The 24,675-nt window shown below is 71.2% G+C and carries 24 protein-coding genes; 8 read left to right on the forward strand and 16 right to left on the reverse strand.

Features of this window, described 5'->3' with window-relative positions:
• The first annotated feature begins 1 nt into the window (after nt 1).
• Entirely contained in the window at nt 2–925 is a 924-nt protein-coding gene (locus tag ACIRPH_RS28290; RefSeq protein WP_402919692.1) for a hypothetical protein, read from the forward strand.
• Between the two features lie 261 nt (nt 926–1,186).
• On the opposite strand, the gene ACIRPH_RS28295 is transcribed toward ACIRPH_RS28290, so the two are convergent.
• The 3 genes from ACIRPH_RS28295 to ACIRPH_RS28305 form a co-directional block, all read right to left on the reverse strand.
• Nucleotides 1,187–2,872, reverse strand: coding sequence for an ABC-F family ATP-binding cassette domain-containing protein (locus ACIRPH_RS28295; protein WP_402919694.1), 1,686 nt, complete (start codon nt 2,870–2,872; stop codon nt 1,187–1,189).
• A gap of 354 nt (nt 2,873–3,226) precedes the next feature.
• A complete protein-coding gene (locus tag ACIRPH_RS28300) occupies nt 3,227–3,865 on the reverse strand; it encodes an NUDIX hydrolase (protein ID WP_402919696.1) in 639 nt (212 codons plus the stop codon).
• A 30-nt stretch (nt 3,866–3,895) separates the two neighbouring features.
• Complete coding sequence (locus ACIRPH_RS28305; protein WP_402919698.1) at nt 3,896–5,413, reverse strand: hypothetical protein; 1,518 nt, start codon at nt 5,411–5,413, stop codon at nt 3,896–3,898.
• A 564-nt stretch (nt 5,414–5,977) separates the two neighbouring features.
• Here ACIRPH_RS28305 and ACIRPH_RS28310 point away from each other — a divergent pair.
• Nucleotides 5,978–6,946 (forward strand): TIGR03557 family F420-dependent LLM class oxidoreductase, encoded by a 969-nt coding sequence (locus ACIRPH_RS28310; protein WP_402919700.1) that lies wholly within the window; start codon nt 5,978–5,980, stop codon nt 6,944–6,946.
• An 86-nt stretch (nt 6,947–7,032) separates the two neighbouring features.
• Here the strand turns inward: ACIRPH_RS28310 and ACIRPH_RS28315 are convergent, their stop codons facing one another.
• Nucleotides 7,033–7,554, reverse strand: a complete 522-nt coding sequence (locus tag ACIRPH_RS28315; protein ID WP_402919961.1) for a restriction endonuclease — start codon at nt 7,552–7,554, stop codon at nt 7,033–7,035.
• A gap of 351 nt (nt 7,555–7,905) precedes the next feature.
• Here ACIRPH_RS28315 and ACIRPH_RS28320 point away from each other — a divergent pair, with 351 nt between their 5' ends.
• Nucleotides 7,906–8,889: a bile acid:sodium symporter family protein gene (locus tag ACIRPH_RS28320; protein ID WP_402919702.1), complete on the forward strand. Its 984-nt coding sequence runs from the start codon at nt 7,906–7,908 to the stop codon at nt 8,887–8,889.
• Between the two features lie 210 nt (nt 8,890–9,099).
• On the opposite strand, the gene ACIRPH_RS28325 is transcribed toward ACIRPH_RS28320, so the two are convergent.
• Nucleotides 9,100–10,032 carry a Clp protease N-terminal domain-containing protein gene (locus ACIRPH_RS28325; protein ID WP_402919704.1) on the reverse strand — a complete coding sequence of 311 codons (933 nt, stop codon included), beginning with the start codon at nt 10,030–10,032 and terminating at the stop codon, nt 9,100–9,102.
• Nucleotides 10,029–10,274: a hypothetical protein gene (locus ACIRPH_RS28330; protein WP_402919706.1), complete on the reverse strand. Its 246-nt coding sequence runs from the start codon at nt 10,272–10,274 to the stop codon at nt 10,029–10,031. The genes ACIRPH_RS28325 and ACIRPH_RS28330 overlap by 4 nt, the downstream gene beginning before the upstream one ends.
• A 258-nt stretch (nt 10,275–10,532) precedes the next feature.
• Between ACIRPH_RS28330 and ACIRPH_RS28335 the strand changes: the two genes are divergently transcribed.
• Entirely contained in the window at nt 10,533–10,802 is a 270-nt protein-coding gene (locus tag ACIRPH_RS28335; RefSeq protein WP_402919708.1) for a hypothetical protein, read from the forward strand.
• An 85-nt stretch (nt 10,803–10,887) separates the two neighbouring features.
• On the opposite strand, the gene ACIRPH_RS28340 is transcribed toward ACIRPH_RS28335, so the two are convergent.
• The 3 genes from ACIRPH_RS28340 to ACIRPH_RS28350 form a co-directional block, all read right to left on the reverse strand.
• A complete protein-coding gene (locus ACIRPH_RS28340) occupies nt 10,888–11,097 on the reverse strand; it encodes a hypothetical protein (protein WP_402919710.1) in 210 nt (69 codons plus the stop codon).
• 423 nt (nt 11,098–11,520) lie between these two features.
• Entirely contained in the window at nt 11,521–12,405 is an 885-nt protein-coding gene (locus ACIRPH_RS28345) for a hypothetical protein (RefSeq protein ID WP_402919712.1), read from the reverse strand.
• Nucleotides 12,406–12,447: 42 nt separating this feature from the next.
• The gene (locus tag ACIRPH_RS28350; RefSeq protein ID WP_402919714.1) at nt 12,448–12,969 is read right to left on the reverse strand and encodes a hypothetical protein; all 522 of its coding nucleotides are present in this window, start codon (nt 12,967–12,969) and stop codon (nt 12,448–12,450) included.
• A 215-nt stretch (nt 12,970–13,184) separates the two neighbouring features.
• On the opposite strand from ACIRPH_RS28350, the gene ACIRPH_RS28355 reads away from it, so the two are divergent.
• A complete protein-coding gene (locus ACIRPH_RS28355; RefSeq protein WP_402919716.1) occupies nt 13,185–13,313 on the forward strand; it encodes a hypothetical protein in 129 nt (42 codons plus the stop codon).
• A gap of 6 nt (nt 13,314–13,319) precedes the next feature.
• Here the strand turns inward: ACIRPH_RS28355 and ACIRPH_RS28360 are convergent, their stop codons facing one another.
• The 7 genes from ACIRPH_RS28360 to ACIRPH_RS28390 form a co-directional block, all read right to left on the reverse strand.
• Complete coding sequence (locus ACIRPH_RS28360) at nt 13,320–13,685, reverse strand: hypothetical protein (protein WP_402919718.1); 366 nt, start codon at nt 13,683–13,685, stop codon at nt 13,320–13,322.
• A 114-nt stretch (nt 13,686–13,799) separates the two neighbouring features.
• Nucleotides 13,800–14,396 (reverse strand): HD domain-containing protein, encoded by a 597-nt coding sequence (locus ACIRPH_RS28365; RefSeq protein ID WP_402919720.1) that lies wholly within the window; start codon nt 14,394–14,396, stop codon nt 13,800–13,802.
• A gap of 90 nt (nt 14,397–14,486) precedes the next feature.
• Complete coding sequence (locus tag ACIRPH_RS28370) at nt 14,487–15,935, reverse strand: DUF6177 family protein (RefSeq protein ID WP_402919722.1); 1,449 nt, start codon at nt 15,933–15,935, stop codon at nt 14,487–14,489.
• Between the two features lie 204 nt (nt 15,936–16,139).
• Complete coding sequence (locus ACIRPH_RS28375; RefSeq protein ID WP_402919724.1) at nt 16,140–17,090, reverse strand: hypothetical protein; 951 nt, start codon at nt 17,088–17,090, stop codon at nt 16,140–16,142.
• Nucleotides 17,090–17,647 (reverse strand): hypothetical protein, encoded by a 558-nt coding sequence (locus ACIRPH_RS28380; RefSeq protein WP_402919726.1) that lies wholly within the window; start codon nt 17,645–17,647, stop codon nt 17,090–17,092. Before ACIRPH_RS28380 ends, ACIRPH_RS28375 begins: the two co-directional genes overlap by 1 nt.
• Nucleotides 17,648–17,654: 7 nt before the next feature.
• The gene (locus ACIRPH_RS28385) at nt 17,655–20,402 is read right to left on the reverse strand and encodes a hypothetical protein (RefSeq protein WP_402919728.1); all 2,748 of its coding nucleotides are present in this window, start codon (nt 20,400–20,402) and stop codon (nt 17,655–17,657) included.
• Between the two features lie 242 nt (nt 20,403–20,644).
• Nucleotides 20,645–20,974 carry a DUF6507 family protein gene (locus ACIRPH_RS28390; RefSeq protein ID WP_402919730.1) on the reverse strand — a complete coding sequence of 110 codons (330 nt, stop codon included), beginning with the start codon at nt 20,972–20,974 and terminating at the stop codon, nt 20,645–20,647.
• Nucleotides 20,975–21,770: 796 nt separating this feature from the next.
• Here ACIRPH_RS28390 and ACIRPH_RS28395 point away from each other — a divergent pair.
• The 3 genes from ACIRPH_RS28395 to ACIRPH_RS28405 all read left to right on the forward strand — a co-directional run bounded on the left by ACIRPH_RS28395 (nt 21,771) and on the right by ACIRPH_RS28405 (nt 24,566).
• Entirely contained in the window at nt 21,771–22,583 is an 813-nt protein-coding gene (locus tag ACIRPH_RS28395) for an alpha/beta fold hydrolase (RefSeq protein WP_402919963.1), read from the forward strand.
• Nucleotides 22,580–23,926: a PP2C family protein-serine/threonine phosphatase gene (locus ACIRPH_RS28400; RefSeq protein WP_402919732.1), complete on the forward strand. Its 1,347-nt coding sequence runs from the start codon at nt 22,580–22,582 to the stop codon at nt 23,924–23,926. Before ACIRPH_RS28395 ends, ACIRPH_RS28400 begins: the two co-directional genes overlap by 4 nt.
• Before the next feature lie 76 nt (nt 23,927–24,002).
• Nucleotides 24,003–24,566, forward strand: coding sequence for a hypothetical protein (locus tag ACIRPH_RS28405; RefSeq protein ID WP_402919734.1), 564 nt, complete (start codon nt 24,003–24,005; stop codon nt 24,564–24,566).
• The last annotated feature ends 109 nt before the right edge of the window (nt 24,567–24,675 follow it).

Here is a 24,675-nt window from a genome sequence, read left to right on the forward strand (position 1 = left end):
AATGGCGTCGAACCGGCTGGCCGCCACCGCGGCCGTCATCCTCCTCGTGACCGCCGCGCCCGGCTGCGACGCCCCCGGCGTCAGCCTCCCGCCCGGCGGCGGGCACGCGCCGACCGACCCCGCCGGCGCGCCCCCGGCGCCCGGGCCGGCCCGCACCCCCGGCGGGGAGGGCGGACCCCGCCCCACCCCGGGATCGGACCACGAGGAGCGGCCCTCCGCATCCGACCCCGGGACCGAGGAGGCGCAGGAGCCGGAGGAGGCCCCGGAGGAGGCCGTGACGGCGTACATGGAGGCGCTCGCCTCCGGCGACCCCGCACGGATGGCCGCCGGGCTGGCGTACGCGGCCGAGGGCTCCACCGCCCACGACTACCTCGTCCACCAGGCGTCCGTCGCCCGCGCCGGGACCGACGGGGGCGCCCCCGCCGCCGCCTTCGAGGCGGAGCGCACCGCCCACGGCTGGAAGCTGTGCCGCGAGTCCGACCCGGGCGGCGCACCGGGCTGCTCCGGGTACCGGGGCTTCACCGCGCAGGACGGGCTGGTCGGCGGCCTGCGCGTGAACGGCGGCGACCCCGGCCCGGGCCTGCTGGTCCCCGCCCCGGGCACGCGTCCCCGGGCGGAGTCCGCAGGGGTGAGCGCCACCCTGCTGACCGCCTACCGGTCGACCACCGCCAAGGCCCTGGTGGTGACGGTCGGCTTCGAGACGCGCGAGAACGCCGACCTCGACCTGCGCGGGGCCGTCTACCGGAGCGGGACCGGACACGAGAGCCGGGTGGACGCCGTCGTGGGACGCCCCGAACTCGACGCGGGGACCCTCGCCCGCGCCGCCTTCCACCTGCCCGGAGCCTCCTCCGGCGGCGTCCTCCGGGTGGGGGGATGCCTGGAGGAGTGCGCCTCCCTCGTCGAACTGGCGGTGCCCGTCAGGTGAGAGCGCCGGAACCGGGCGGGGGCCGCCCTCCGGCGTCGCCGGGGCTGTGGCCCCCCGCAGGCCCCGGTGATAGATTGTGGCGCCACACGGCGCAATTCGTACGAAACCCATGAGGACCCCGGGCTCGCGCCCCCGGTCCGGACACCGCGGGTGACCACGCGGCCCGGCGCCCGGCCGCCGCGCAGACGGGCCGGGTCGCTCCCCCTACCCCCCGGGGGAGCGGCCCGGCCTCCCGCCGGGAGCGCCCGGGAGGCGCCCGCCCTACCTCGCGCGGCGCACCCGCGCCTCGTCCCACACCGGCTCGGGGGCCTCGTACACGCCACCGTCCGCGCCGAACACGACGAACCTGTCGAACCCCCGCGCGAACCACCGGTCGTGCGTGACCGCCAGGATGGTGCCCTGGTAGGCATCCAGAGCCGACTCCAGCGCTTCCGCCGACACCACGTCCAGGTTGTCCGTCGGCTCGTCCAGCAGCAGCATGGTCGTCCCCGACAGCTCCAGCAGCAGCACCTGGAACCGCGCCTGCTGGCCGCCCGACAGCGTGTCGAACGCCTGCTCCGCGGCCGGCGCCAGCTCGTAGCGGTCCAGCGCCCGCCCCGACTCCTCCCGCGGGATCCCCCGCCGGGACCCCTCGCCCCGGTGCAGGATGTCCAGGAGCGTGCGGCCCGCGAACTCCGGGTGCTCGTGGGTCTGCGCGAACCACCCGGGCAGCACGCGCGCGCCCAGCCGGGCCGTCCCGGAGTGCTCCACGGAGGGCACCCGCGCCCGCTCCTCCTCCGACAGCGGGGTCGACGCCGGGTCGCTGCCGCCCCCGGCCAGCAGCCGCAGGAAGTGCGACTTCCCCGACCCGTTCGAGCCCAGCACGGCCACCCGCTCGCCGAACCAGACTTCCAGGTCGAACGGGCGCATCAGCCCCGTCAGCTCCAGCCCCGAGCACACCAGGGCCCGCTTGCCGGTGCGCCCGCCGCGCAGCCGCATCCGCAGGTTCTGCTCCCGGGGCAGGTTCTCCGGCGGCCCCGCGTCCTCGAACCGGCGCAGGCGGGTCCGCGCCGACTGGTACCGCGAGGCCATGTCCGAGTTGTAGGACGCCTTCTGCTTGTAGGTGGCCACCAGCGCCCTCAGCTTGGCGTGCTCCTCGTCCCAGCGCCGCCGCAGCTCGTCCAGGCGCTCGAACCGCTCCCGGCGCGCCGCGTGGTAGGTGTCGAAGGCGCCCCCGTGCGTCCACGCGGTGTTGCCCGCGGCGCCCAGCTCGACCGTGACGATGCGGTCGGGGACCCGGCTCAGCAGCTCGCGGTCGTGGGAGACGAACAGCACGGTCTTCGGGGAGGCCAGCAGGGCCTCCTCCAACCACCGCTTGCCGGGCACGTCCAGGTAGTTGTCCGGCTCGTCCAGCAGCAGGAGCGGTGCCGGCCCCCGCAGGAGGGCCTCGATGACCAGGCGCTTCTGCTCACCGCCCGACAGGGTGCGCACCTCGCGCCACCGGCAGCGCTCGTAGGGGACGCCCAGCGCGGCCGTGCAGCACTGGTCCCACACCACCTCGGCCTCGTAGCCCCCGGCGTCCCCGTACCGGGCGATCGCCCCGGCGTAGCGCATCTGCGTCTTCTCGCCGTCGTCGACCATCATCGCCGCCTCGGCCGCCTCCACGTCGGCGTGCGCCTCGCGCACCGCCGCCGGCGACACCGACACCAGCAGCTCGTGCACGGTGGTCTCGTCGCGCACGTGCCCGATGAACTGCGGCATCACCCCCAGCTCGCCGTCCAGGGTGACCGCGCCCTCCCCGGGGCGCTGATCGCCGCGCACGATCCGCAGCAGGGTGCTCTTGCCCGCGCCGTTGGCCCCCACCAGCGCCGTCTTGGAACCCTCGCCCACCCGGAAGGACACCGCGTCCAGCAGGACCCGCCCGTCGGGAAGGGTATGACTGACCTGGTTGACGTCGATGTAGCCCAAGACCGCTCTCCACGTGGGGTTCTGCCGGAACGCGCGGGGTCGCCGGCGCGTCCCGGAAGGCTTCCACGCCCCGCTCCGCGTCGGCAACCCGTTTTCCGCGGGGCGCGGTCCCGCCCGGTGGCGCGGCCCCGGGCCCCGGCCGCACCGGAGCCGCTCCGGTGCCCGCTCCGTGTCGGCGGCCCGCCCCCCACGCGGCCCCGGGCCGTACCGTGGCGCGGACCGGCGTCCCGGCCCCGGCCCGGAGCTCGCGCCGCGCCGCCGGGGCCGACCGCCGCCGGGCCGGGAACCCGGGGAAGCCCCCGGCCCCCCTCACCGGGAGCGGCCACCGCCGCCCGGCCCGGCCCGCCGCCGGACTCAGCCCAGGAGCCCGTGCATCCGGGCGCGTGTCAGGACCGCGATGGTGAAGGCGTCGGTGATCCGCCCGTCGCCGACCATCTCCTCCGCCTCGCCCGGGGACACGACCAGGGAGCGGCGGAGGCCCTCCCCGACGTCGACCGGGCCCAGCGACGCCACCCGTGCGGCCCACAGCCGGGCGTGCCCGCCGAACAGCCCCGAGTCCGGGTGCACGGAGCCCAGGTCGAACAGCTCCGAGGCCTCCGCGCCGAGCTCCTCGCGGAGCTCGCGGCGCACCCCCGCCTCACCGGGCTCGCCGTCCTCGCCGAACCCGCGCGGGGCCTCCACGTGCCAGGCCCGGGTGGCGTGCCGGAAGTGCTCGACCAGCACCACCGAGTCGCCCAACAGGGGAAGAACGACGGCGCCGGGCTCCCGGTCCGAGCCCAGCACGCGCACGTAGGCGCCCAGCCGGCCGTCCGGGAAGCGCACGGCGTCCCGCACCACCGTGACGTACTCGTCCGCGTAGACGACGCCGACGCTCCCGCCCGCGCGCTCCCGCGCCTTGGCCACGTCCTCCGGGTCGGTGAGGATCTCGATCCCCCCGGAGAGGTTGGCGAACTCCTCCGGGCGTGAGGCACGCAACGCGGTGTAGGGATCCACGGGTCTCCCACGGTCGGTCCCGTCCAGGGGTCACTCCTCGTCGTTGACCTGCTGGTCGGAGGGGCGGCCGGCGACACGGTCGTCGGCGTGGACCCGGCCGCGGTCCTCCCTGAACAGACGGACGATGTCGTCGAGGTCGCTCTTGGCGTTCCCCAGCCGCATGGTCGGAAACGTGATGCTGTGGGACAGGCTCCTCGCGGCGGGCGAGAACCGGTCGCGGAACACCAGGCGCGCCACCAGCGGGGCCTGGGCCGCGGCCACCCCCAACCCCGCCAGGACGAGGTTGTCCTCCGACAGGACGGTGACCGTCATCCCCGGCGCCTGGAGGACCAGGTCGGTGACGATCGACCGGGGACCGCCCCGTCCGGCCGCCGGGCCGCCCAGCCTGCGCGCCGTGCGCAGCATCTGCGCGTGCGACCGGGCCGCGGCCCTGGTGAGCTCCGCGAACTCCTCGGCGTCGGGGACCCGGTCCCAGCTCAGGCCGGTGGTCAGGCGGCCCACCGCGTCCGTGTAGGCCCTCCACTCCGGGCTCGCCCTCAGCCGGACGACGGCCCGCAACGACAGGTCCGTGTAGGAGTTGGGCCCGTCGAGGGCGCGGTACAGGGTGTCGGCGTAGACGCCGCGGAAGGTGGTGAGCAGGCGGGCCAGGGACTCGGGGTCCGCCTCCGGCCCCGCGCCGTCCAGCTCCTGGAGCACGCTCCTCGGGGGCGACTGGGGAGGGGTGTGGGCGTTGGCGCCGCCCAGGGTGGGCAGGGCCGTGTTGTACACGAGGTCCACCAGGTGCTTGACGGGCACGACGTGGTCGCCCTCCCGGAGCAGGCGCTCATGCGGCAGGGTCCCCTCCCGGGTGAGGAAGCGCTGGTAGACCGTGCTGCGGGTGACCTGCCCGGTGTCCTGCTCCGCCCCGGCCGCGAAGGCCGCGACCTCCCGCAGCAGGGTCCGGCGCATGTCGTCCACCTGTTCGCGCGGCAGGCCCAGGCCCTCGGCCAGCCGGTGGGGGTCGAGCTCGTGGACGCGTGCCACGCGCTCGGCGAAGAACCGGTTGGTGTCGGCCGTGAAGGCGGAGTTGGCCCCGTCGTCCCAGGAGTAGCGCAGGCAGGCGGGGCGGGTCTGGCGCACGAGCTCGGTCCACGCGTCGAAGACGCCGTCGTCCACCGTGAACGCGGGCCTCTCGTCGGCCGACCGCTCGTAGAGCAGGTAGGGGATGATCGCGCGTTCGTCGAGCAGGGCGGCCAGGGCCGCCCGTTCCCCGGGGTCGCACCCCGGGGCGTAGTGGCGGTTGAGCACCGGGTTGTTCAGTAGGAAAGCACGGTTGACGAGCAGCGTTCCGCTGTTGACCAGCGCGCGGCGCAGCTCCGCGCCGGCCGCGGCGTCGACCTCGTCCGTGCCCTCCCACGGCCTGGCGTCCTGGCGCTCGGCCGCCAGGTCGGGGGGCATCCACTGGTTGTCCAGGGCCTGGGCGAAGGCCGGGGCGTCGGGCAGGTCGTCGAAGCCCAGCCTGGTGCCGTCGTCGGGGGAGCGGTCGTCGGTGACGTGCGGAGGGGGCATGGGGGCGGCCCTTCCTCGGGAAGCGCCCGCGGGGCGGAGCCGGGGCGACGTGGCCGACCCGCGGACCGGGAGGGCCTCCTCCGTCGCCTCTCGGACAGCGGGGCCGCCGGGCCCCGGAGGTCTTCGCTCCCCGCTCCTTCCGGTGTCGGCCCCGGCCGTCCACTGTGCGCCGGAGCGCCGCCCTCGCCCCGGAAGGCTTCCACGCCCGGTGCCGGGCGGTGCCGGCGGCCCGCTCCCCACGCGGAGCCGTCCCGTCCCGCGGCAGGGACCGGCGCCCCGGCCCCGTGGGCGCGGCAGCCCGGGACCTTCCCGCCCGCGGTCGTCGCCACCCCTCCCGGCCACGTCCGGACACGGCTGACCTGACCGAACGCGGCCGGTCGGGCCCGGCGGCCGGGCCTGCCCCTCGTGTGTCGGAGCGCCGCCCGCGCCCCGCGCGGTAGTTGGATGGGTGCCCGGGGAGAGGGGACGGGAACCGGGGCGTCCGTCCGACGACCCGCACCTGAACGGGGCCGGGCCGGGGGAGTGCGGCCGGGCGCCCGGAACCACCACCGAGCAGGGGGACGCATGCAGATCGGGTACAAACTGGCGACCGAGGCCTTCGGGCCCGAGGAGCTCATCCGGCAGGCGGTGCTGGCCGAGCGCGCCGGGTTCGACTTCGTGGAGATCAGCGACCACTACCACCCCTGGCTGGACAACCAGGGCCACTCGCCGTTCACCTGGACCGTGCTCGGCGCCATCGCGGCCAGGACCGAGCGGATCGGGCTGGTGACCGGGGTGACCTGTCCGACGGTGCGCTACCACCCGGCGATCATCGCCCAGGCCGCCGCGACCCTGGCCCTGGTCTCCCGGGGGCGCTTCGTCCTCGGCGTCGGCTCCGGGGAGCGGCTCAACGAGCACGTCGTCGGCCAGGAGTTCCCCGACTCGGTGCACGTGCGGCACGACATGCTGCGCGAGGCCCTGGAGATCATCCGCCTGCTCTGGAGCGGCGGCTACCAGTCCTACGAGGGCGACTACCTGCGACTGGAGGACGCCCGCGTCTTCGACCTGCCCGACACCCTGCCGCTGATCGCCGTGGCGGCCAGCGGAGGGGTGTCGGCCAGGCTCGCGGCCGAGTACGGCGACGGACTGTTCGCCACCGAGGCCAAGGGCGAGATCGTGCGCGACTACCGCGACGCCGGCGGCGACGGCCCGGGCTACGCCGAGGTGCCCATGGCCTGGGCGCAGGACGAGCACACCGCCGCGCAGGCCGCCCTGGAGACCTCCCGCTGGGCCCTGACCGGGTGGAAGGTCATGAGTGAACTGCCCAACCCGGTCAACTTCGAGGCCGCCACCACCACGGTCCGGGAGGAGGACGTCCTGGCGCACTTCGCCTGCGGGCCCGACCCCGAGCGCTACGTCGAGGCCGCCCGCACGTACGTCGACGCGGGCTTCGACCGCCTGGTCATGCAGAACGCGGGGCCCGACCCCGACGGGTTCGTCGACTTCTACCGGCGCGAGCTGGACGGACGCCTGCGCGCGCTCTCCCCGTCCTGAGCCGTGCCGTCCGCCGGGCCCGCTGAGCCCGGCGGACGGCGGGCGGCGCGGGAGGCGCGAGGCTCAGCCCGCGGGGACCGCGCCGTTCAGACCCGCGGGGGCTCCGGCACCTCGACGCCGCCCATCCACCGCTCCAGCCCGTCCCGGTCCACCAGGACCATGTGCTCCGCGCCTTCACGGGCCGCCGCCTCGGTGAACCCGTTGGAGGCCACGAACATCCCCTGGTAGCCCTCGAAGCTGCTGTTCAGGATCCCGATGAAGGCGCGGACGTCGTTCGGAGGCACCGGATGGCGCCACCGCTTGCACTGGACCACCACCTCGCTCCCGCCGGGGGAGCGCGCGGTGATGTCCGCCCCGCCGTCGTCGGCCCCGCCGACCACGATGACCGCCGTGTAGCCGTGCACCCGCATCAGGCCCGCGACGTACTCCTCGAACTCCGTGCCGGACATCAGGTCCAGCTCCGACAGGTCGGTCCGCGCGAGCGCCCGCCTCTCCCGGGTCCTGCGCACACGGCCCACGGCCCACCAGGACAGGGCGGCCACCGCCACCGCCGCCGCGACCCACAGCAGGGGCCGCGGGGCGCTCTGGGCCACCCACGCGCCGACCATCAGCGCCACCACCGCGGCGAGCACGGCGCCGTGCCGGTGTCTCCACACGAACCGTCGTTCCCTCGTTCCGACGTCCACGTTCCTCCTGGGGGCAAGGGGTCCTCTGCCGGACCCCTTCCCCGGGAACGCCGTTCCTCACGGGGATCCGGGCCGCGTCCCTGTGGCGGTTCCCACGGCGCCGACCGGTGCGGGACGGGACGGCACGGGGTCCCGCCCCTGGTCCGCGGGCACCCCGGACGAAACACAGGCGTCACAGGCGGACTACCATGGCCGCGCGGTGTCGACCGGCAACGGCGGCAACCGTCCGGGGACAGTACCCACCGCCCCCGGGGCACACACGGAAGTAGTCCGATGACGGTCATCAAGAACATCGCCGACTTCGTCGGCCGGTGGTTCGCCCTGCTGGTCCTGGCCGGAGCGGTCGTGGGCCTCGCGGTCCCCGACCAGGCCGCGCTCGTCGCCCCGCACGTCTCCCTGCTCCTCGGCGTCATCATGTTCGGCATGGGGCTGACGATGCGCCCCGTCGACTTCGCGATCGTCGCCAAGCACCCCAAGGCCGTCGTCCTCGGCGTCCTCGCCCAGTACACGGTCATGCCGCTCCTGGGCTGGGGCATCGCCCACGTGCTCGGCCTGCCGCCCCTGCTGGTCGTCGGCATGGTCCTGGTGGGCTCCGCGCCCGGAGGCACCGCCTCCAACGTCATCGTCTACCTCGCCCGCGGCGACGTGGCCCTCTCGGTGGCGATGACCTCCATCTCCACCATGCTCGCCCCGGTCGTGACCCCCCTCCTCGTGCTGGGCCTGGCGGGGTCCTCCTTGCCCGTCTCGGCGTCCGACCTCTTCCTGTCGATCCTGCAGGTGGTCCTCTTCCCGGTCGTCGCCGGTCTGCTGCTGCGCATGGCGGCGAAGCGGTTCGTGGAGAGGATCCTGCCGGTCCTGCCGCTGGTGTCGGTCGTGGGCATCGTCCTCGTCGTCGCCGCCGTGGTCGGCGCCAACGCCGACGCGGTGTTGTCCACCGGGCTCCTCGTCGCCCTGGCCGTGGTGCTGCACAACTCCCTCGGCCTGGGCCTGGGATACCTGGTCGGCGTGGTCGGCGGGATGCCCGAGAGCGCCCGGCGCGCGGTCAGCGTCGAGGTGGGCATGCAGAACTCCGGCCTCGCCGCCGCCCTTGCGACCGCGCACTTCGCACCGCTCGCGGCGCTGCCCGCCGCACTGTTCTCCGTGTGGCACAACCTGTCGGGCGCGCTCGTCGCGACCTACTGGGCCCGGCGCGCGCCCCGCGACGCGACCGGGACGGAGGAGAGGGCCGCCTCCGCGGAGGAGTTCCCCCGGGACTGACCCGCACCGGTACGGAGGGTCGCCCGGACCCGTACGCCGTGCCCCCCAGGCTGCCTCCTGGGGGGCACGGCGCTGTCACGGGGGCGCCCCTGGGGGACCGGCCCTGCGGAGGACCCACACCCGTACGGCGGGCCGGACAGCGGAGCCGATGTGCTCCCTCCGGTGGCCGGGTCTCCGGGTACCGGCCGGGGTTCTCCGTCGGCAGGTCCGCTACGACGCGGCGGCGTGGGCGATGCCCTGGGCGCTGCTCCGCAGCATGTTCCGGCTGATCCACCCGAGCATGCGGTTGGCGATCCAGCCCCGCACGGCGTTGGGCCAGTCCATGCGCAGGTGCAGCCTGGCGTGGTCGCCGACCGGCTCGATGACGATCCGCGTCCTGCGGGGGGTCTCGGACCCCGGGTTCCGCGTCCAGGTCACCTCGCGGCCGGGGACGCTGTGCGTCATGGACTCCCGGCTTGTCTGCCCCGACATGGCGGTCAGCTCCACGACACCGCCGCCGAGCTGTCGCGACGACACGGCGGACGGCTCCCACTCGCTCCGGCGCCCCGGGGCGCTGACCAGCTCCCAGACCCGTTCCGCCGACACGGGCACCTGGAGGTCGTAGGTCGTGCACGCCCACCCCTCGGACGGCTGCCCGTCGAGGCGGGAGCCGTCCGCAGGGATCGGCTCGGGGGCCTCCACCGGCTCGTCGAGGTCGCGTCGGAACCTGTCGGTGTCCACGCCCAGCCGGTCCAGCAGCCTGCGTACCCGGCCGCCCTCGTCGTCGATCAGCGCCGCGAGCAGGGCCGTGTCGCCCCCGCTCCACGGGCAGTCGATCTCGATCTCCTCCAGGCGGGGGGTGAGCGGAAGGAGCCCCGGCTTCCCACCGCCGGAGGGGGGCGGCACGGGCACGTCGATCCCGAGCAGGGCGAGATCCTCGCGGAGGATCCCGTCGATCGCCGAACGTCCCTCGGACAGGCCCACCCCGGCGTTCATGAGCAGACGGGCGCCCGGGCCGCCGTTGACGAGTATTCCCAGGAGCAGGTGCTCGAAGCCGACCTCGTGCCGGCCCGCGCGCGCCGCCTCACGGCTCGCGGCCTCGTGGATCGCGGCCCGGTCGTAACTCCTGCTGAGCAGACCCTGTTTAGGCGACGGGTTCGTCATCCTTGTCCTCTTTCGGTCGCTTCGACGTGACGCAGCCGTTTCCCGTACTTCTTGTGGACGGCCTGACGGGTCACCCCGAGCGCGGCGGCGATGGAGGACCACGACTCACCCGATCGCAGAGCCTCCTCGACCTGCCGCAGTTCCAGGGAGTCGACCACCGCGCGCAACGAGGCGACGGCGCGCAGACCCTGTACGGGGGTCGACGTGTCCGATGCGACGGCTGCCAGCTCTACTGCGTCCATGTTGTCAACCTAGGTTGCGCGCTCCCTGGTGTCAACCTGGGTTGCGCGCATGCGTCGGTGTCGGTCTGCGGAGATCGGGGGTGGCGCTCCGGGCGCCATGGGGGCCGGAAAAACCCATGGAGGCTGATATGTCGCCTTCGGGGCTGAAGCGCTACCCGTGCCGGACAGGGTTCATGTGTTCTCCCCATGGCCTGAACCGGACACGATTCTTCCTGTGATCGGCGCACGACCCAGCGTGATTGTTGTCAGGCTTCGTGTATGCCTGAGCAACGACGTCCGCTCTTCATCCCCTGCTCCGGGTTCCTCGCGCTCGCCCTCACGGCGGCCCTGGGCAACCCGCACGTGCTCCTCGCCCCCTGCACGCCTCCCACGCAGTCCGCCGCCCCCGCCCCCGCCGAGGAACGCGACACGCTCGCACGCCGCCGGGCCCGCGGCGGACACGACCGCGTCCGCGCGCTCACCCGCTGTCCCCGGCCCCCGAAGCGCCCCCTGGGCCGGGTCCCGCACCCCCGCTGCCACTTCGACTGACCCCCCACCCAGACGCCGGCGCCCGGGGCCGTGGCGGACCCGGGCGCCGGCCCCCGAGGGGGCACGGTGCGCCTGCAGAGCGCCGTCAGACCTCCGGCCCCGGGACCGCGCAGGAGCCGGCCATGGCGGCGGTGTCCCGGTAGAAGGGGCGCACCTCCGTGATGAGCCCGCCCTCCACGCTGATCGTCCGAAGGACCGGGAGACCGGTCCGCCGCCCGGTCCGCCGCGCTCGTGCGCGGACGTGCGTCAGCACCACGGGCGGCCGCCCCGTGGAGGGGAACCGCTGCTCCGCCATGTCGAAGGACTCCAGGTCCGGCTCATCGCGGTGAAGAACCGCTCCGCCCGTCCCGAACCCGGACGTCGGCCTCCCCGCCCCGGCCGAGAGAGAAGATGCGGGGGAAACGCAGAGAAGTCGGGGTTCTCACACGAACACCCTCCGGGTCTGTGAGCTGCACTGTCGGCGCCGTGAGCCCGTTCGGCCGTGGAACGAACCCCCAACAGGCCGGTTGACCCCCGCTGACAGGGCGCCTCTGTCAGCGGGCCGTTGGCCGGGTGGGGGCGTGTGTGTCCTCGGGGCAGTCCCGGCCGGGATGCGCAGGCCAGAGCCCGGAGGTCGGGAACGCGGGGGCGCGGCAGTGACCGACCGACCTTCACGCGCTGCCATCGAAACACCTACAGCTGGCCTGTACGGAGTCGGACACCGCGCCGTGCAGTGCGGTCAGGTGAGCAGCACCGCCATCAGGACGAGGCCGACCAGCAGGCCCAGGAAAGCGGCTTGCCACGGGAGGACGCGCAAGGGTCCGGTCGGCGTCGCGTGGGTGCCCCGTCCGTTCTCCTCTTCGATTCGGGAGAGCTCCGACAGGGCTTCGGCTGCACGTCGCTCCTCGTTCTGGGCTCGCTCCCGGTGGAGGTCGCGCTGGCCGGCCAGTTCGGTCACCGTCCGTTCGAGCTCCTGTTGGACCTGCAGGAGTTCGCTCTCACGTACCTCTGCCTCCTGACGCGCACGGACGAGCTCGTCACGCGTTCCGGCGACGCGCCGCTCTTCCTCCTGCGCCCACTCGTAGTGGAGGTCGCGTTGCTGCGAGAGTTCCGTGATCTCCCTCCGAAGAACCTCGTTGCGCTGCAGTTCCGATTCCGCTCGCGCGAAGTGCAGCATGACCTGGTCCTCCTGGAGTTCGTCCCGCTCGGCCTCGACCCGCAGACGCTGCTCACGCGACTCCTTGAGCTCGCTGTGCAGCTCTTCGATCCTGTGGAGAGCGTGCGTGCGCTCCTCTTCCAGGTGGGCGATGCGTCGGCGCAGGAGGCCGTGTTCGGCCGCCGAGGTCTTGCGATGTTCCTCCAACTGACGCCGGAGGGAGGAGACCTCCCCCGCCAGCTGTCCCGCCCGGAGCGTCTCGGCTCCGAGGGTGGCGAGGAGTTCCCGTTCCTCGTCGTCCAGACCTTCCCGCTTCCGGGTCAGGACGGTGATCTGCTGGTAGTACACCCCGCCGTCGATGTCACGCGCCATCACGGTCGGGCTGTGGATATCCCCGTGCAGCCGGTTCTCGCTGCCGGAAGGCTGCCCGGACCCCCGGGCCTTCTCTGACTCGTCTGGTTCGGGCATCGCTTCCTCGTCGGCCCGGGGGCGGATCAGGCGTGCAGGATGTCAGGCGTCGGGGAAGCGGTGCCCGAACTGCTCCAGCCTGGTCCGGGCCCGGTTCAGCTCCTCCTCGGTGAACAACGGTGAGAACTCCGGCTGCGTCCGTGCCTCCTCCGCCGACTCGCCCGCCGCGTCCTGGCCGCGCCGGTTCACGAACCCCAGCAGTGAGTCCACCATCTCCCGAACCTGCATGGACCGGGCGTCGTCCGGTTCGCCGGCGACCACAACGACCGGCCTCAGCGGTTCCACCGCTTCGGCGGTGGAGTCGGAGCCCGAGGCGAGCTCGGACAGGAACGAGTCGGCCACGTCGGCCAGCAGTTCCCGGCGCGCTGCCAGGAAGTCCAGGTAGTTCTCGACCCCCACTTGGCCACCGCAACCGCCGAGCAGCTCGCCGCACCAGAAGGTGGCGTCCTGGTGCCGGTCCCTGAAGCTCAGGGCCAGGTGTCGTTCCATGGGGAGGAACACGGGCTCATCGGAACGGCGCCCGCCGAGGGTCGCGGTCTGGACCAACCGGTGATCGTAGGTCATGGAGAACGAATAGCAGCGGGTCGGCGGGCGCGGTAGAGGCCGAGTCCGGTTGGCCGGGTTCGGTCATGCGGTGAACCGATGGTGTTGCCGGGCGGCCCTTGCTGTGAGGGAGGATCGGGGCGTGTGCGCTGGGCGTCGGTGCTACGGAGACCACTCCAACCCGGGGTCGTACGGGATCCCTGCCCGCGTCCGGAAGGCCGGCATGCGCTCGGAGGGTGAAGCGTCAGCGGACGGTCGACATTCCGTGCGCGACACCGGCCCGTGTGGAGAAGGCACGCGCCTGTTACCGCACCCCGGAGCTGCCGGAGCTGCCGGTGATGGTGGACATGGTCGCGGTGTGGTAGCGGTATTCACTCCCACGGGTCGGGGTCCCGAAGGTCCTGCGTGTTTTCGCCGAGCACCTGCTGCGCCTGCGCGCCGAGCATCTCGGTCAGGCAGCGGTACACCCCGGTGTTGCCGATGTCGACGTATTGCATCCACGGAACCCGGGACATGGCGTCGACCACCGTCGGCGTGAGCACCTGGGGCAGGACTGACAGAAGCTGATCGGGCAGTGGCTCCTCTGTCAGGCACAGCCACGCCAGTGCTGCGCCCAGTCGTGTCTCGGCGGTTTGGCCGGAGGAGGCCCACAGCTCACGGGCCCAGACGGTGGTGTCACGGTTCGTGTGGTGCTCGCGAGCCAGTTGCGCGATGGCCAGAACCAGGCTGACGCGCACCTCGGGAGCTTTCTCGACGTCCAGCCGACCGTGCAGGGCGACCGAGGTCCGTTCGACCTCGCCGTCGACCGCCGCGAGGGCGTAGCAGGCAGAGCAGCGTACTGCGGTGAAGGTTCAGAACAGGGCGTGGCCGTGGGCCGCCACGAGCGGGGCCAGGTCGGGTGTGCCGAAACGTGTCCGCAGTTCCTTGAAGCGGGTCACCTTGTCCTCGCCGAAGCGGGCGACGGACGCGGCGTAGGAGTCGGCGGAGAAGAACACCGGCGGGTTCCGCTTGCTGTGGAACTTGTCCGCGTACATCACCAGCTCCTCCTCGACCGACTCGGCGAGGTAGTCCGCCTCCGGGACGGGCAGCCCCTGGTCGCGGACGTCCTCGCGGGTCAGGCCCACCCCGGTGTGGTGCGAGCAGAAACGGCACAGCGCCTCGGGCAGCCCCTCCTGGGCGAGGATCTCGTGGCCGAGCACCCCGTGGCTCACGTAGCGCGCGTGGTTGAGCCGGCCGGAGGGGTCGTACAGGCGGTAGACCCCGATGTCGTGCAGCAGGCATCCGGCCCGCACCAGGTCGCGGTCCAACACGAGGTCGGAACGGTCGATGAGCTGCTCGGCGATGGCGCGGACGATCTCGCAGTGGGTGTGGACGAGGTCGAACGCCTCCCGGGTGGGTGCGTACCGTTCGTGCAGCGCACGGATCTCTTCGTCGTTCGGGATCACCATGCTCAGACGGTAACCGGCGTGGAGACCGCTCGAGGACGGGGTGCGACGCGGCGCGCTTGCAAAGGCCGGGGCCGGCATCGGGAACGCCGATCAGCCGCCGGCTCGCTGTCCGGCGATGGGGGAGCCTTCAGGGCGGAGGTGCGCCAGGAGCGCTCGGAAGCGCTCCTGGGAGTCGGCTTCGGTGCCGTCACCGATCCGGTACCAGACCGCGTGGGTCAGGGGCGGTCCGACCGTGACCGCGGGCACCGGGGCAGCCATGGCCCGCTCCGACCCGATCGAGGCCACCCCCTCCACCCCGATGCCCAGACCGATCGGCAGGGAGGGCCCGGACCGGCGTGCCTCATAGCCCAGGTCCGGCCGTCCGGTACGGCGGTGCACGCTGATCGTCTGGAGGACCCCTCGTGAGGTGAACTCCTCGACCAGGGCGGACAGGACCGACAGGTCGGGCTCATCGCCGGGTGGGTGTCCCACAGCGAGCGTGATGCTCTCCTTCACCCCTTCCGGCACGCGGGTGACGAGCAGGGTCCCGGAGAACGGCCGGACCGGTTCGGTGCGGAGGGTGTTCGGTGGGCCGGTGAAGAGGAACCATGAACTCCCCGGGGCGCGTTTGCGGGCCAACGCGGTCAGGTCCGCGGGGTCCCAGGCCAGGGTGGCGGGCTCACCGGTCCCCCACAGGGCCGGTACGGAGCCGGCCAGGGTCCGGGACAGGAATTCCACCGACCTTCCCAGGCGGAGCCCGGCATCGGCGGGGTTCAGGACCTTCAGATCGACGAGGATCTGGGTTCCCCGGTCCTCCTCCGCCCCTCGGAAGGCCGAATGCGGCACGTTCTCGGGGGCCGCGGTCGTGTCGCGGACGAAACCGGCTTCCCCGTTCCAGGCCAGGGGGACCCCGGAGAAGCCGTCGTAGTACCGGCCGTCCGGAGCCCGGGCCACCCAGCGTGCCATCGGGGTGCCCAGAACCGAACGCAGTGCGTGGGTGATACGCGAACCCGAAGGGGTCACCAGCTGGAACGCCCGGCCCTCCTTCGCGTGTTCGGCGACAGCGTCCACCAGCCATGTGGAGAGCGGGACCACCGGGCGGTCCTGGACGGCCAGAGCCACCCGGTCCGTGACGCGGGTGATCGCGGGGTGGTCGGTGGCCCCGGCCAGCAGGGGATCGTCGCGGTCGAGTCGGCGCTCGGGCTCCCAGACGAGGCCTCCGAACTCCGCTACGAGGGCACCGGCGAAGCCGCGGACCGCCCCTGCCGTGTCCGCCCCTCCCGGGCCGGTCTCGGCCCCGCGTGCCTCCACCCACCACGGCTGGGTTGGCAGGTCGTCGGCGATCCCCTCGGCGAGCAGGCGGTCGGCCTCGGAGGACAGCGCGAGCCTCTGTGCCGCTTGGACGGCCGCGACCATGCGTCCCGACGCGTCGCGGAGCTGGACGACTGCTCCGCCGGCGACGGCACGGACCTGCAGCTCCGGTCCCGCCTGGACCAGTGCCCTGGTCATGCCGCGCAGGGTGGGTGCCCTCTCGAGCAGGGCGACCACGTCATGTGTCATGGGGTTCCTCGAGTCAAAGACGCTCGGTCACGTCGAGTCCTGTGATCTTCGAGCCGCTGCGCGGTGCGGCCACACCGTAGACACAGCTGTACCGAAGCAGTTATCTCTGGTGAACCGTCTCGGTGTGAAGAGTGATGTGGAGCTGATGGCGCTTCTTCTGGGGTGTACTCGAGTCAAGGGCGCCTCAACAGCGAGTTCCTCGTCTCACTGCGTTGCGGTCCCCCACCACCAGTGATGGGGAGGGATGCCCAGAGGCACTGCAGTCGACACGGCAGCTTCCGCTTCGGGAAGTCCTTTCCGTAGTTCTTCGTCAATGGCTTCGATGTCCTCCATGTCCACGAGAGAGAGCGAGACGCTGCCCAGGAAGGCCTCGAACAGGTTCTCCAGCGCGGAGCGGTACAGGCACGCCGGGTACCAACCCGAGCTCGCTGACGCGAGCGCGTATGTCTCAGCCTGTCTGACGTAACCGTTGAGTTCGCCTCTGCGAAGCGTGACCAACTCGGCGATCCTGGTTCGTTCCTGGCGTGTATCAGTGTCGGTGGGCCAACTCCTGGTAGCGCCCAGCAGCATGATCATGGCGCGGTCCAACGGCATGCCCGGATCGTAAAGATCGGCCACGGCCCGGGTGAGGTGGTCTCCTGCGCTTCCGTTGAAGGAGTGGATGGGGTGCTGAGGTGACTCGGGCCAGCCGAAACTGTCGAGGTGGACTTGACCATCGGGTTCCACACGTATTCGGGCGGACAGTGAGATGGAGACCAGCTCAGCCTCCTGCCCCTGGCGTTGGAACCCCAGAACACGGGTTCCGTCGGACAGAAGATCGTCGAGGCTCAACACGCCATCGCGCATAGTTGCGGAGGCGGCCTCGTGGTACGCGTGGATGGCGGAGCCGCTCTTGCGTTCCACTACGGGAAGTTCGATGAGGCGGCGCTTGGCCTGCGTGGCTGCTTCGACAGGCGAAGCAAACCCGATCTGGTCGGCAGCCATCCGAATGGCCTCGGACAGGGCGACGGCGTCGGTGCGGGGGTCGATCTGGCTACCAGTGCGTCCCAGCTCCGCAACTGCGATGAGGTCTTCGTTCAAGCGTCTCTGTGCGAAGCCGGGGTCAGAGACGATGCGTTCCGCTGCGATCTCCTCCGGCGTGCGATCGGAATTCATCAGGATTCCAGCCCATCGTGCCAGTCATAATGGAGTCTTCCGTCGATCTCCTCTTGGCTCATGTCCTTCCGTGTCGGGGCGTGCCACCACCAATGCGAGTCAGGTATCCACGCAGGTATCTCCTCCTCGGGGACGGGAGGAATGTCGTCCGCGTCTTCTCTGTATGTCTCTTCTGCTTCCTCGAGGGTTTCAAGGTCGACTGGGCTGACGAGCGCAGTCAAGGGAACGAACTCGTCATTGATTATCTGAAGGTTGCTCCTTATTTGGCATGACCTTTTGAAGCCGTCTAGCCTGCTCATTCGGGAATAGTATTCACACTGGCTTATGTAGCTGAGCAGAGAGGCGAGATTTCTTCCCTCTTTCAACGCAGCAGATATGCGGGACCTGAATGATTCTTGCTCCTCTGGCGGGAGTAGGACGAATCCGCCTCCTGCGTACAAAGCTACAGCAAGAACAATGCCCTGTTCCGTGTTCTCGGGATTTTGGCTTTCGGTTCCGGTTTGGAATTTGGATAGAATCTCTTCCATGAGATTTTTGGTGTCTTCAAGGAGTCCCATGTTCCTACTATACTATTCTCGTCTTGGATCCGTAGGTCGACATCACGGCTCCGGTGTGCTCCCGAAGATAGACTTGAGCCACCATGACCTGGACTTCCCTCGTTCCGCTGGGGGTGGGTGTGATTGGTTCGGGGGTCACTACCCGCTCGAACGTCATGTGTATTCCGCCGTCCTCCAGGCGGGTGAAGTTCACCAGTTCTCCCTCTCTGATGGTGGTTTCGGCACTGTTGAAGTAGTCTCGAACGGGGTCCCCGGTCCTTTCCGCCGTGGGGATCTCGAGCTGGTGCTTTCGTGCATGGTATGCGGCTGAACTCTCTGGTCCCATGCCGATTTCCCCTGCTTGTGAGCGGGTCAGGTCGGCTATTTCTGGATCCGGGGGATCGGTTTCAATTCTCGGAGATTCGCTCCTCATCTCACGCACTGTGGAGCGATCGAATTCGAGGCGCTCCGCTATATTCACCTCCCCGTTCAGAATTATATTTGCCGCATTTGTCTTTGCCTGGTTCGGGATGTTTACCTGGCTTGGTCCTTCTCCTAGTTCGCTCCTGATCTCTGCTTCGATCCTTAGTGCTTCTTGGTCGAAGGTTGCCTTGAAGTACTCATAGCGGTAGGCGAATTCGAATGGGCTGGTCGTTCCGTCGAGGGCAAACCTGATTCCCTCGGGCATCATGATATCGGCAAGTCGAAGTTTCTTCCTGTCCGGGAATTTGTTGTCGAGTACAGCCTTGGCTGCCCTCTGCCAGCCGCGACCGTCGCGTTCGTTGTCTCCACGGAACTGGTTGATCTCTTCGTCAGTCAGCCCTGCGTTGCGAAGTGCGTCTTCAAAGCTGTCCGCCTTCCTGAGAGCTTTCTCCTGTTCAGGATCCGGAACTGGTTCGGGCCGGTCGGGGCCGGAGGGGCCGGGCGGCCCGGGGGGTCTCGGGGGTCCGCCTGAAGAGGAGTCCCCTGCACTCGGGTCCGCGTCCTCGTGCACGGTGACCGGATCGCTGCCCTCGTCGAGCCGGGGTCCGTCGCCGTCGGCGCTGTTGTCGACCGTGCCGTCGGCGTGCATCTCCATGCCGTCGGGGGTGACGGGGACCCGGGAGTTCTCGCTGCCGCCGGGGCCGTCCCCATGTCCGGTGGAGCCGCTGTTCTCCAGGGCGTCGATGGTCCAGGGCGCCTCACCGTCGAGTTCGGCCATCCGGCCGCCGTCGGCGGTGTCCATGTCATCGGCGAGGTCCTCGTTGCGCCGCGCGATCTCGGAGAAGGCAGCGTCGACCTCTGCGGTCGTCGGATCGCGCCGCACATCCTCGTCCGCTCGCTGACCGGGTGTGTCGGCGTCCTGAGAACCGGCACCGTCCCTGTCGGACTCCGGGCGTTCCGGGGGGTTGCTCTCCGGGGCGGCGGGCTCGGCGGGTGGTGTGGAGGGTTCCGGCGTCGGATCCGGACTGTTGTCCGGTGCAGGGGCCGGGTCTGCTTGCGGCCCCTGGTTCTGATGGGCCTCCAGGTCGCTCAGAGACTCGTGCATGTCCCCGAGACCTGCGGGGACGCCGCTTCCGTCGGGCTCGATGCTGTCCGGTGCTGTGGGCGCGTCCGGGTGGGTGCCGTCAGGCCTGAGAGTGGGGCTGGACTCGTTGTTCGCGGTGGTGGAGGAGCCGTCGGAACCCTCGGAGCCGTCCGCGTCGATGCCTCCGCTGATGGGGCCGTCGCCGGTTCCGGCGCCTCCCAGGATGCGCGACACCCGGGCGGCGATCATGGGCACACCGACCACCGCCCCGACACCTGTGGCGCTCAACGCCGCGCCACCCGCGATCATGCCGATGTTGGTCAGAACGGTGCCGAACACGTAGCCGGGGCGCTCTCCCAGTTCGGTCCAGGGGAAGAAACCGTGGATCGCGTCGCCCCAGGCGCCCCTGGCGGTGTCCCACCACTCGCCGGGGCTGTTCACCATCTCACCGGTCTGGGGGTTGTAGAAGCCGGTCATGGCTCCGAGGCCCGCGATCGAGTCGCCCCAGTACGAGGTGAAGTTGTCCCCCCAGCCGCCGGTGAACCAGCCCTCGGAACCGTGGATCCCGACCGCGCCGCCCATGTCCTCCAGGCTGCCCATGAGGACGTCCCCGCCCCCGTGGATCGCGTCCACGTACCACATGTGGTCGGTGCCCTGGGGGGAGCCCCACGGGGTCCCGACGTCCTCGGGCGCCTCCTCGAAGCCGTGGACGGCCTCGCCGGCACCGGGCTGGGTGGTTCCGTCGGCGTTGCTCGCGATAAAGGTGGTGCCGCCGAACAGTGCGGTGATGGCGTTGGCGCACTCCCGTTCGGCCTCCTGGTACTGCTGGTGGAGCGAGTTCACGTGGTTGAGCAGGTTGTTGTGCTCCTCGACCTTGTCGCTCTCGCCGCCGAAGAAGCCGCCGTCGTCCCAGTCGTCGTCGCTCCGGATCTCCGCGACCAGGTCTCTGGCGTCCTGGCGGGCCTGGACCAGCTCGGAGCGCAGCTCACGTGCCCTCTCGGCGAAGGTCTCCAGTGCGGTCGCCGCCGTGCCGAAGTCGGTTTCCACCGCGTCGCCCGTGGTGGCGACGGGGTCGACCGCCGAGTACAGGGTCTCGGCCTCGGGCGCGCTGTAGACGGCCTGGAGCCCGGCCCATGAGCTTTTGATGCTCTGTCCTGATTCGGCGATGTTCTCGCCGTCGGTCCTGAGGCCGCCGGCCGCGCTTTCCAACAGCACGGTGTTCACGATGGGGACGGGGATCGCATCCGGGTCGATCAGGTCATCACTCACTGAGCATTCGCTATCCGTGTAGGGGGTGCACTTCAGCGGTGGCTGGGGCGAGGCCGGTCTGTGTGTCGTTTTGCGTCGCGTTCGCGGAGGAAGGGTCTTGTGACCTTGGTGCGGGTCGGCGGAGAAGGAGTGCCTGCGGCAGTTTCGTGGGGCCGGAAGGCGCTATGGAGGCTGTCCCTTCCTCCGTCGGGGAGTTCGGGAGGCACGTTCATGGAGTGGGCGTGATTGCCGGGGGAGCGTTCCTACGCGATCTCTCCCGCGTTGGCCTGGGCGTCCGCGGCCATCTGCAGGTTGCCGTTGACATAGTGCAAGGTGGCATCGCTGGCGCCCCCGACCGCACTGGCGCTCTTTTCGACCATGCCGCCGACCTCGTCGAAGTAGTGCTCGGCGAACTCGGAGAGGGCCATCCCGATCGGGTCGCTGTTGGCCGCGCTGTTGGCCTCGTTCAGATGCGTTTCCATCGAATTCAAGTGCGAGGTGAGCCCTTGGCTTCCCTCTTCGTCGCCTATGTGTCCGGAGACGCCTGAGAGGACGCTGAATACCTCTCCGGTCTGGATGTTCCAGGCTGACACGTGGGTCTCCCCTCTGCCTCGGGACGTGGGAACGGGGTGGCGTTTCTAGTGGCGATGCAGACTCTATTGCCATGGTTTCGCCCCATGCATCACTGTTTCCGCGTCGTCAGAGGTCAAGCGGATGATCGGTGGCCGATTCCGGCCAGTACTGCTCCGGAAGGGCACAGGAGAAGGGGCGGCCCGGGCCGAACCGTGTCGGCCCCATGCGCTTCGGAAGGCATGGGTATTCCAGCGCGATCATGGCCGATCGAATGTCGCGGCAGGCCTCGCCCATCTTCGTTCGCCATTGCACGGGCAACTCACCAAAGGCATCCGATACCCGTATTGCCATATAGGCGGGAGAGGGACCTGCTGACAGGGTGTCTGCTGCAGAGAAAACACGGTTCGCACGCAGGACCGGCAGAGGGCGTGCAGGAGGCTCACAGCGGACCGGCCAACTGCCGGCCGATCGATGACTACCTGGACGGAACCGGGAGCGCAGGGACTCTGCGGGTTCGACGGGCCGACCGTGGCAGGCCGGAAGCCGAGAGCCGTACCCGGACCCCTGCGCCGAACACTCCGGTGGTCGCGACCTGCTCGGCCGGCAGGGATGACACGGGCGGCGGGTGCCGCGGCGCCGGACGGACGACGACCCGTGAGCGAGGCCGGCCAGGACGCCCACCGGCCCCGGACCCGGCGCCGATCCGCGTCACCGCTCATCCTTGGAAGTCTGAAAAACGAGGTTTGACACCGAATATGGTCTGATGGGATCAGATATCTTTTTCGGTGGACTGGACCAGGTGAAGGGGTGTCCGGGGTGGACGTCCTCCGCAGGAACAACGTGACGATCACCGGGACGGACGAGGGGCCCACGGTGGTCCTCGCCCACGGGTTCGGCTGCGACCAGAACCTGTGGCGCCTGGTGGCGCCGGCCCTCGCCGAGCGGTACCGGGTGGTGCTCTTCGACTACGTCGGCTCCGGCGGGTCGGATCTGGCCTCCTGGAGCGAGGAGAGGTACTCCTCGCTGGACGGCTACGCCCAGGACGTGGTGGAGCTGAGCCGGGCGCTGGACCTCGAAGGGGCCGTGTTCGTGGGCCACTCGGTCAGCGCCATGGTCGGCGTCCTGGCTGTCCGGGCTGTGCCGGAGCGCATCGGCGCCCTGGTGATGGTGACCCCCTCGCCCCGCTACATCGACGACGGGGACTACCGCGGCGGCTTCAGCACACAGGACATCCACGAGCTGCTGGCCTCGCTGGAGTCCAACTACCTGGGCTGGTCGTCGGCCATGGCGCCGATGATCATGGGCAACCCCGAGCGGCCCGAGCTGGGCCAGGAGCTGACCGACAGCTTCTGCGCGACCGACCCCGACATCGCCCGGGTCTTCGCCCGCACCACCTTCCTGTCCGACAACCGTGCGGACTTGGAGGGCGTGGAGGTCCCGACCCTCGTCCTGGAGTGCTCCCAGGACCTCATCGCCCCCCGCGGGGTCGGGGCCTTCGTCCACGAGTCGATCCCCTCCTCCCGGCTGGTCACGCTGGAGGCCACCGGCCACTGCCCGCAGCTGAGCGCACCCCAGGCCACCGCGGAGGCGATCCTGGACTTCCTGGACACCCTGCGGAGCACGCCGTGACCGGGGGACCCGAACCGTCCGGGAGGAGCGGCCGCCCCGACACGGCCGTCGGCGCACTGCTGGAGCAGGGGGCGGAGGAGTTCTACGAGTTCGCGCCCTGCGGGTACCTGTCGACGCTCATGGACGGCACGATCGTCCGGATCAACGCCACGCTGCTGGAGTGGCTCGGCCTGGAACGCGACGCCGTGGTGGACCGGATGCGCTTCAGCGACCTCCTCACCGTGGGCGGCAGGCTCTACCACGAGACGCACTTCGCGCCGCTGCTGTACATGCGGGGCAAGGCCGGCGGTATCGCCCTGGAGATGAGGGCCGCCGGGGGAGCCCGCCTCCCCGTGCTCGTCTCCTCCGTCGTCAAGCACGACGGCCGGGGCGAACCGCTGCTGATCCACACCAACGTCTTCGACGCCACCGAACGCCGCGCCTACGAGGAAGAGCTGCTGCACCGGCGCAGGGAGGCGGATCGGGCCCGTACCGAGGCCGAGCGGCTCCAGACCGAGGCCGATCGGGCCCGTGCCGAGGCCGACCGGGCGCACCGGCAGGCCGACACCGACCGGGCCCGTCTGAAGGACGCGCTCACGGTCCTGCAGAAGGCCCTCCTGCCCGACAGCCTGCCCGCCGTGCCGGGCATGGAAGCGGCCTCCTACTACCACCCTGCCTCCCCCGACCAGCTGGGCGGCGACTTCTACGACCTCATCCACCTGGACGACACCCGCTGGGTGTTCTTCCTCGGCGACGTGCGCGGCAAGGGCCCCGAGGCCGCGACCCTGACCTCCCGCGTCCGGTACGCCCTGCGCGCCGCCGCCCTGCACACCTCGGAGCCCGCCGAGGCCCTGGACACGCTGAACACCGTCCTCCTGGAGGGGCACGCCCACGACGAGGAGGCACGGCACTGCACCGTCGTCCTCGGCATCCTCGAACCCGACGGCGACGGAGGACCCGCCCGGGTCCGCCTGGCCTCGGGCGGCCACCCGCCGGCCCTGGTCCTGCGCGCCGACGGCCGGGTCGACCTCCTGGACACCCCCGGAGGGATGCTCGTCGGCGTGCTGCCCGGCGCCGGATTCGCCACGGCCGAGACCGTCCTGGGCCCCGGCGACACCCTCCTGCTCTACACCGACGGCCTGACCGAGGCCCGCACGGGTCCCCGGCGCGACACCCTGTACGGCGAGGACGGCCTGCTCGCCTTCGCCGAGCAACACGCCCCCTCCAGCCCCTCCAAGGCGATCAACGCCCTGAGCGACCTGCTCTGGGGCTTCGGTGAAGGGCTCGACGACGACACCGCGCTGCTCGCGCTCGGGGTCCCCGAGGTCCCAGGGGCCGCTGCCGGGAGGGCGGACACCGGGTGAGAGCCCACCGGAAGCCGTGCTGGCGCGGGCGGACCCGTGCCGGTTTCCCCCGAGCCGCTGCCGGATACTGGTGCCCATGGCGATCATTCACAGTGCGACCCTCACACCGAGCAAACCGGCGCTGATCGGGGCCTGGCTGGACGGCCGTCCGTGGGCGGGGCAGGGAACCGACGAGGTGCTGGGCGCGTACCGGTTCGACGACCCGGAGGGCGAGGTCGGGGTGGAGGCGTTCCTGGTCCGGCGCGGGGACCGCCTGCTCCACGTGCCGCTGACCTACCGGGGCGCTCCCCTCGCCGGTCACGAGGAGCACCTCGTCGGCACCCTGGAGCACTCCGTCCTCGGTCCGCGCTGGGTCTACGACGGAACCCGGGACGGGGTGGCGCTCGCGTGCTTCCGGCGGGCGCTGGTGGGTGAGCAGGAGCAGGCGGAGCTGGAGATCCACGAGGGCGGCCGCGTCGTGGGGCGCAGGGCCCAGCAGGTCGCGGTGTCCAGGGAAGCCGGTGGGGAGAACACCGGTTCCGGTGCGGCCCAGGGCGGGCAGGTGCTGGTCCCGCACGTGCTGGACGCCGAGGCCGAGGGCAGGTCGCGGCTCCGCGCCCGGTGCGGGGACCTGAATGTGGTGGTCGCGGTACTGACCTGATCCGAGGCCTTCCTGCCCCGGCCTCCGCCGTGTGCTCCCCGCGGCCCCAGCGGATCGCGGACGATGCGGTCGGCCCGGACACGGCCCCGACCCCCCGCGAACCGGATCG

This window comes from Nocardiopsis sp. NPDC101807 (assembly GCF_044766605.1).
Taxonomy (GTDB): domain Bacteria; phylum Actinomycetota; class Actinomycetes; order Streptosporangiales; family Streptosporangiaceae; genus Nocardiopsis; species Nocardiopsis tropica.

Bases quoted from the DNA above. Each gene is read 5' to 3' on its own strand.
- ACIRPH_RS28405 (WP_402919734.1), top strand. From the start codon at position 24,003: ATGGCGATCATTCACAGTGCGACCCTCACACCGAGCAAACCGGCGCTG.
- ACIRPH_RS28320 (WP_402919702.1), top strand. From the start codon at position 7,906: ATGACGGTCATCAAGAACATCGCCGACTTCGTCGGCCGGTGGTTCGCC.
- ACIRPH_RS28380 (WP_402919726.1), bottom strand. From the start codon at position 17,647: ATGGGACTCCTTGAAGACACCAAAAATCTCATGGAAGAGATTCTATCC.
- ACIRPH_RS28365 (WP_402919720.1), bottom strand. From the start codon at position 14,396: ATGGTGATCCCGAACGACGAAGAGATCCGTGCGCTGCACGAACGGTAC.
- ACIRPH_RS28310 (WP_402919700.1), top strand. From the start codon at position 5,978: ATGCAGATCGGGTACAAACTGGCGACCGAGGCCTTCGGGCCCGAGGAG.
- ACIRPH_RS28305 (WP_402919698.1), bottom strand. From the start codon at position 5,413: ATGCCCCCTCCGCACGTCACCGACGACCGCTCCCCCGACGACGGCACC.
- ACIRPH_RS28370 (WP_402919722.1), bottom strand. From the start codon at position 15,935: ATGACACATGACGTGGTCGCCCTGCTCGAGAGGGCACCCACCCTGCGC.
- ACIRPH_RS28335 (WP_402919708.1), top strand. From the start codon at position 10,533: ATGCCTGAGCAACGACGTCCGCTCTTCATCCCCTGCTCCGGGTTCCTC.
- ACIRPH_RS28325 (WP_402919704.1), bottom strand. From the start codon at position 10,032: ATGACGAACCCGTCGCCTAAACAGGGTCTGCTCAGCAGGAGTTACGAC.
- ACIRPH_RS28375 (WP_402919724.1), bottom strand. From the start codon at position 17,090: ATGAATTCCGATCGCACGCCGGAGGAGATCGCAGCGGAACGCATCGTC.
- ACIRPH_RS28340 (WP_402919710.1), bottom strand. From the start codon at position 11,097: ATGGCGGAGCAGCGGTTCCCCTCCACGGGGCGGCCGCCCGTGGTGCTG.
- ACIRPH_RS28350 (WP_402919714.1), bottom strand. From the start codon at position 12,969: ATGACCTACGATCACCGGTTGGTCCAGACCGCGACCCTCGGCGGGCGC.
- ACIRPH_RS28315 (WP_402919961.1), bottom strand. From the start codon at position 7,554: ATGGTCGGCGCGTGGGTGGCCCAGAGCGCCCCGCGGCCCCTGCTGTGG.
- ACIRPH_RS28345 (WP_402919712.1), bottom strand. From the start codon at position 12,405: ATGCCCGAACCAGACGAGTCAGAGAAGGCCCGGGGGTCCGGGCAGCCT.
- ACIRPH_RS28290 (WP_402919692.1), top strand. From the start codon at position 2: ATGGCGTCGAACCGGCTGGCCGCCACCGCGGCCGTCATCCTCCTCGTG.
- ACIRPH_RS28330 (WP_402919706.1), bottom strand. From the start codon at position 10,274: ATGGACGCAGTAGAGCTGGCAGCCGTCGCATCGGACACGTCGACCCCC.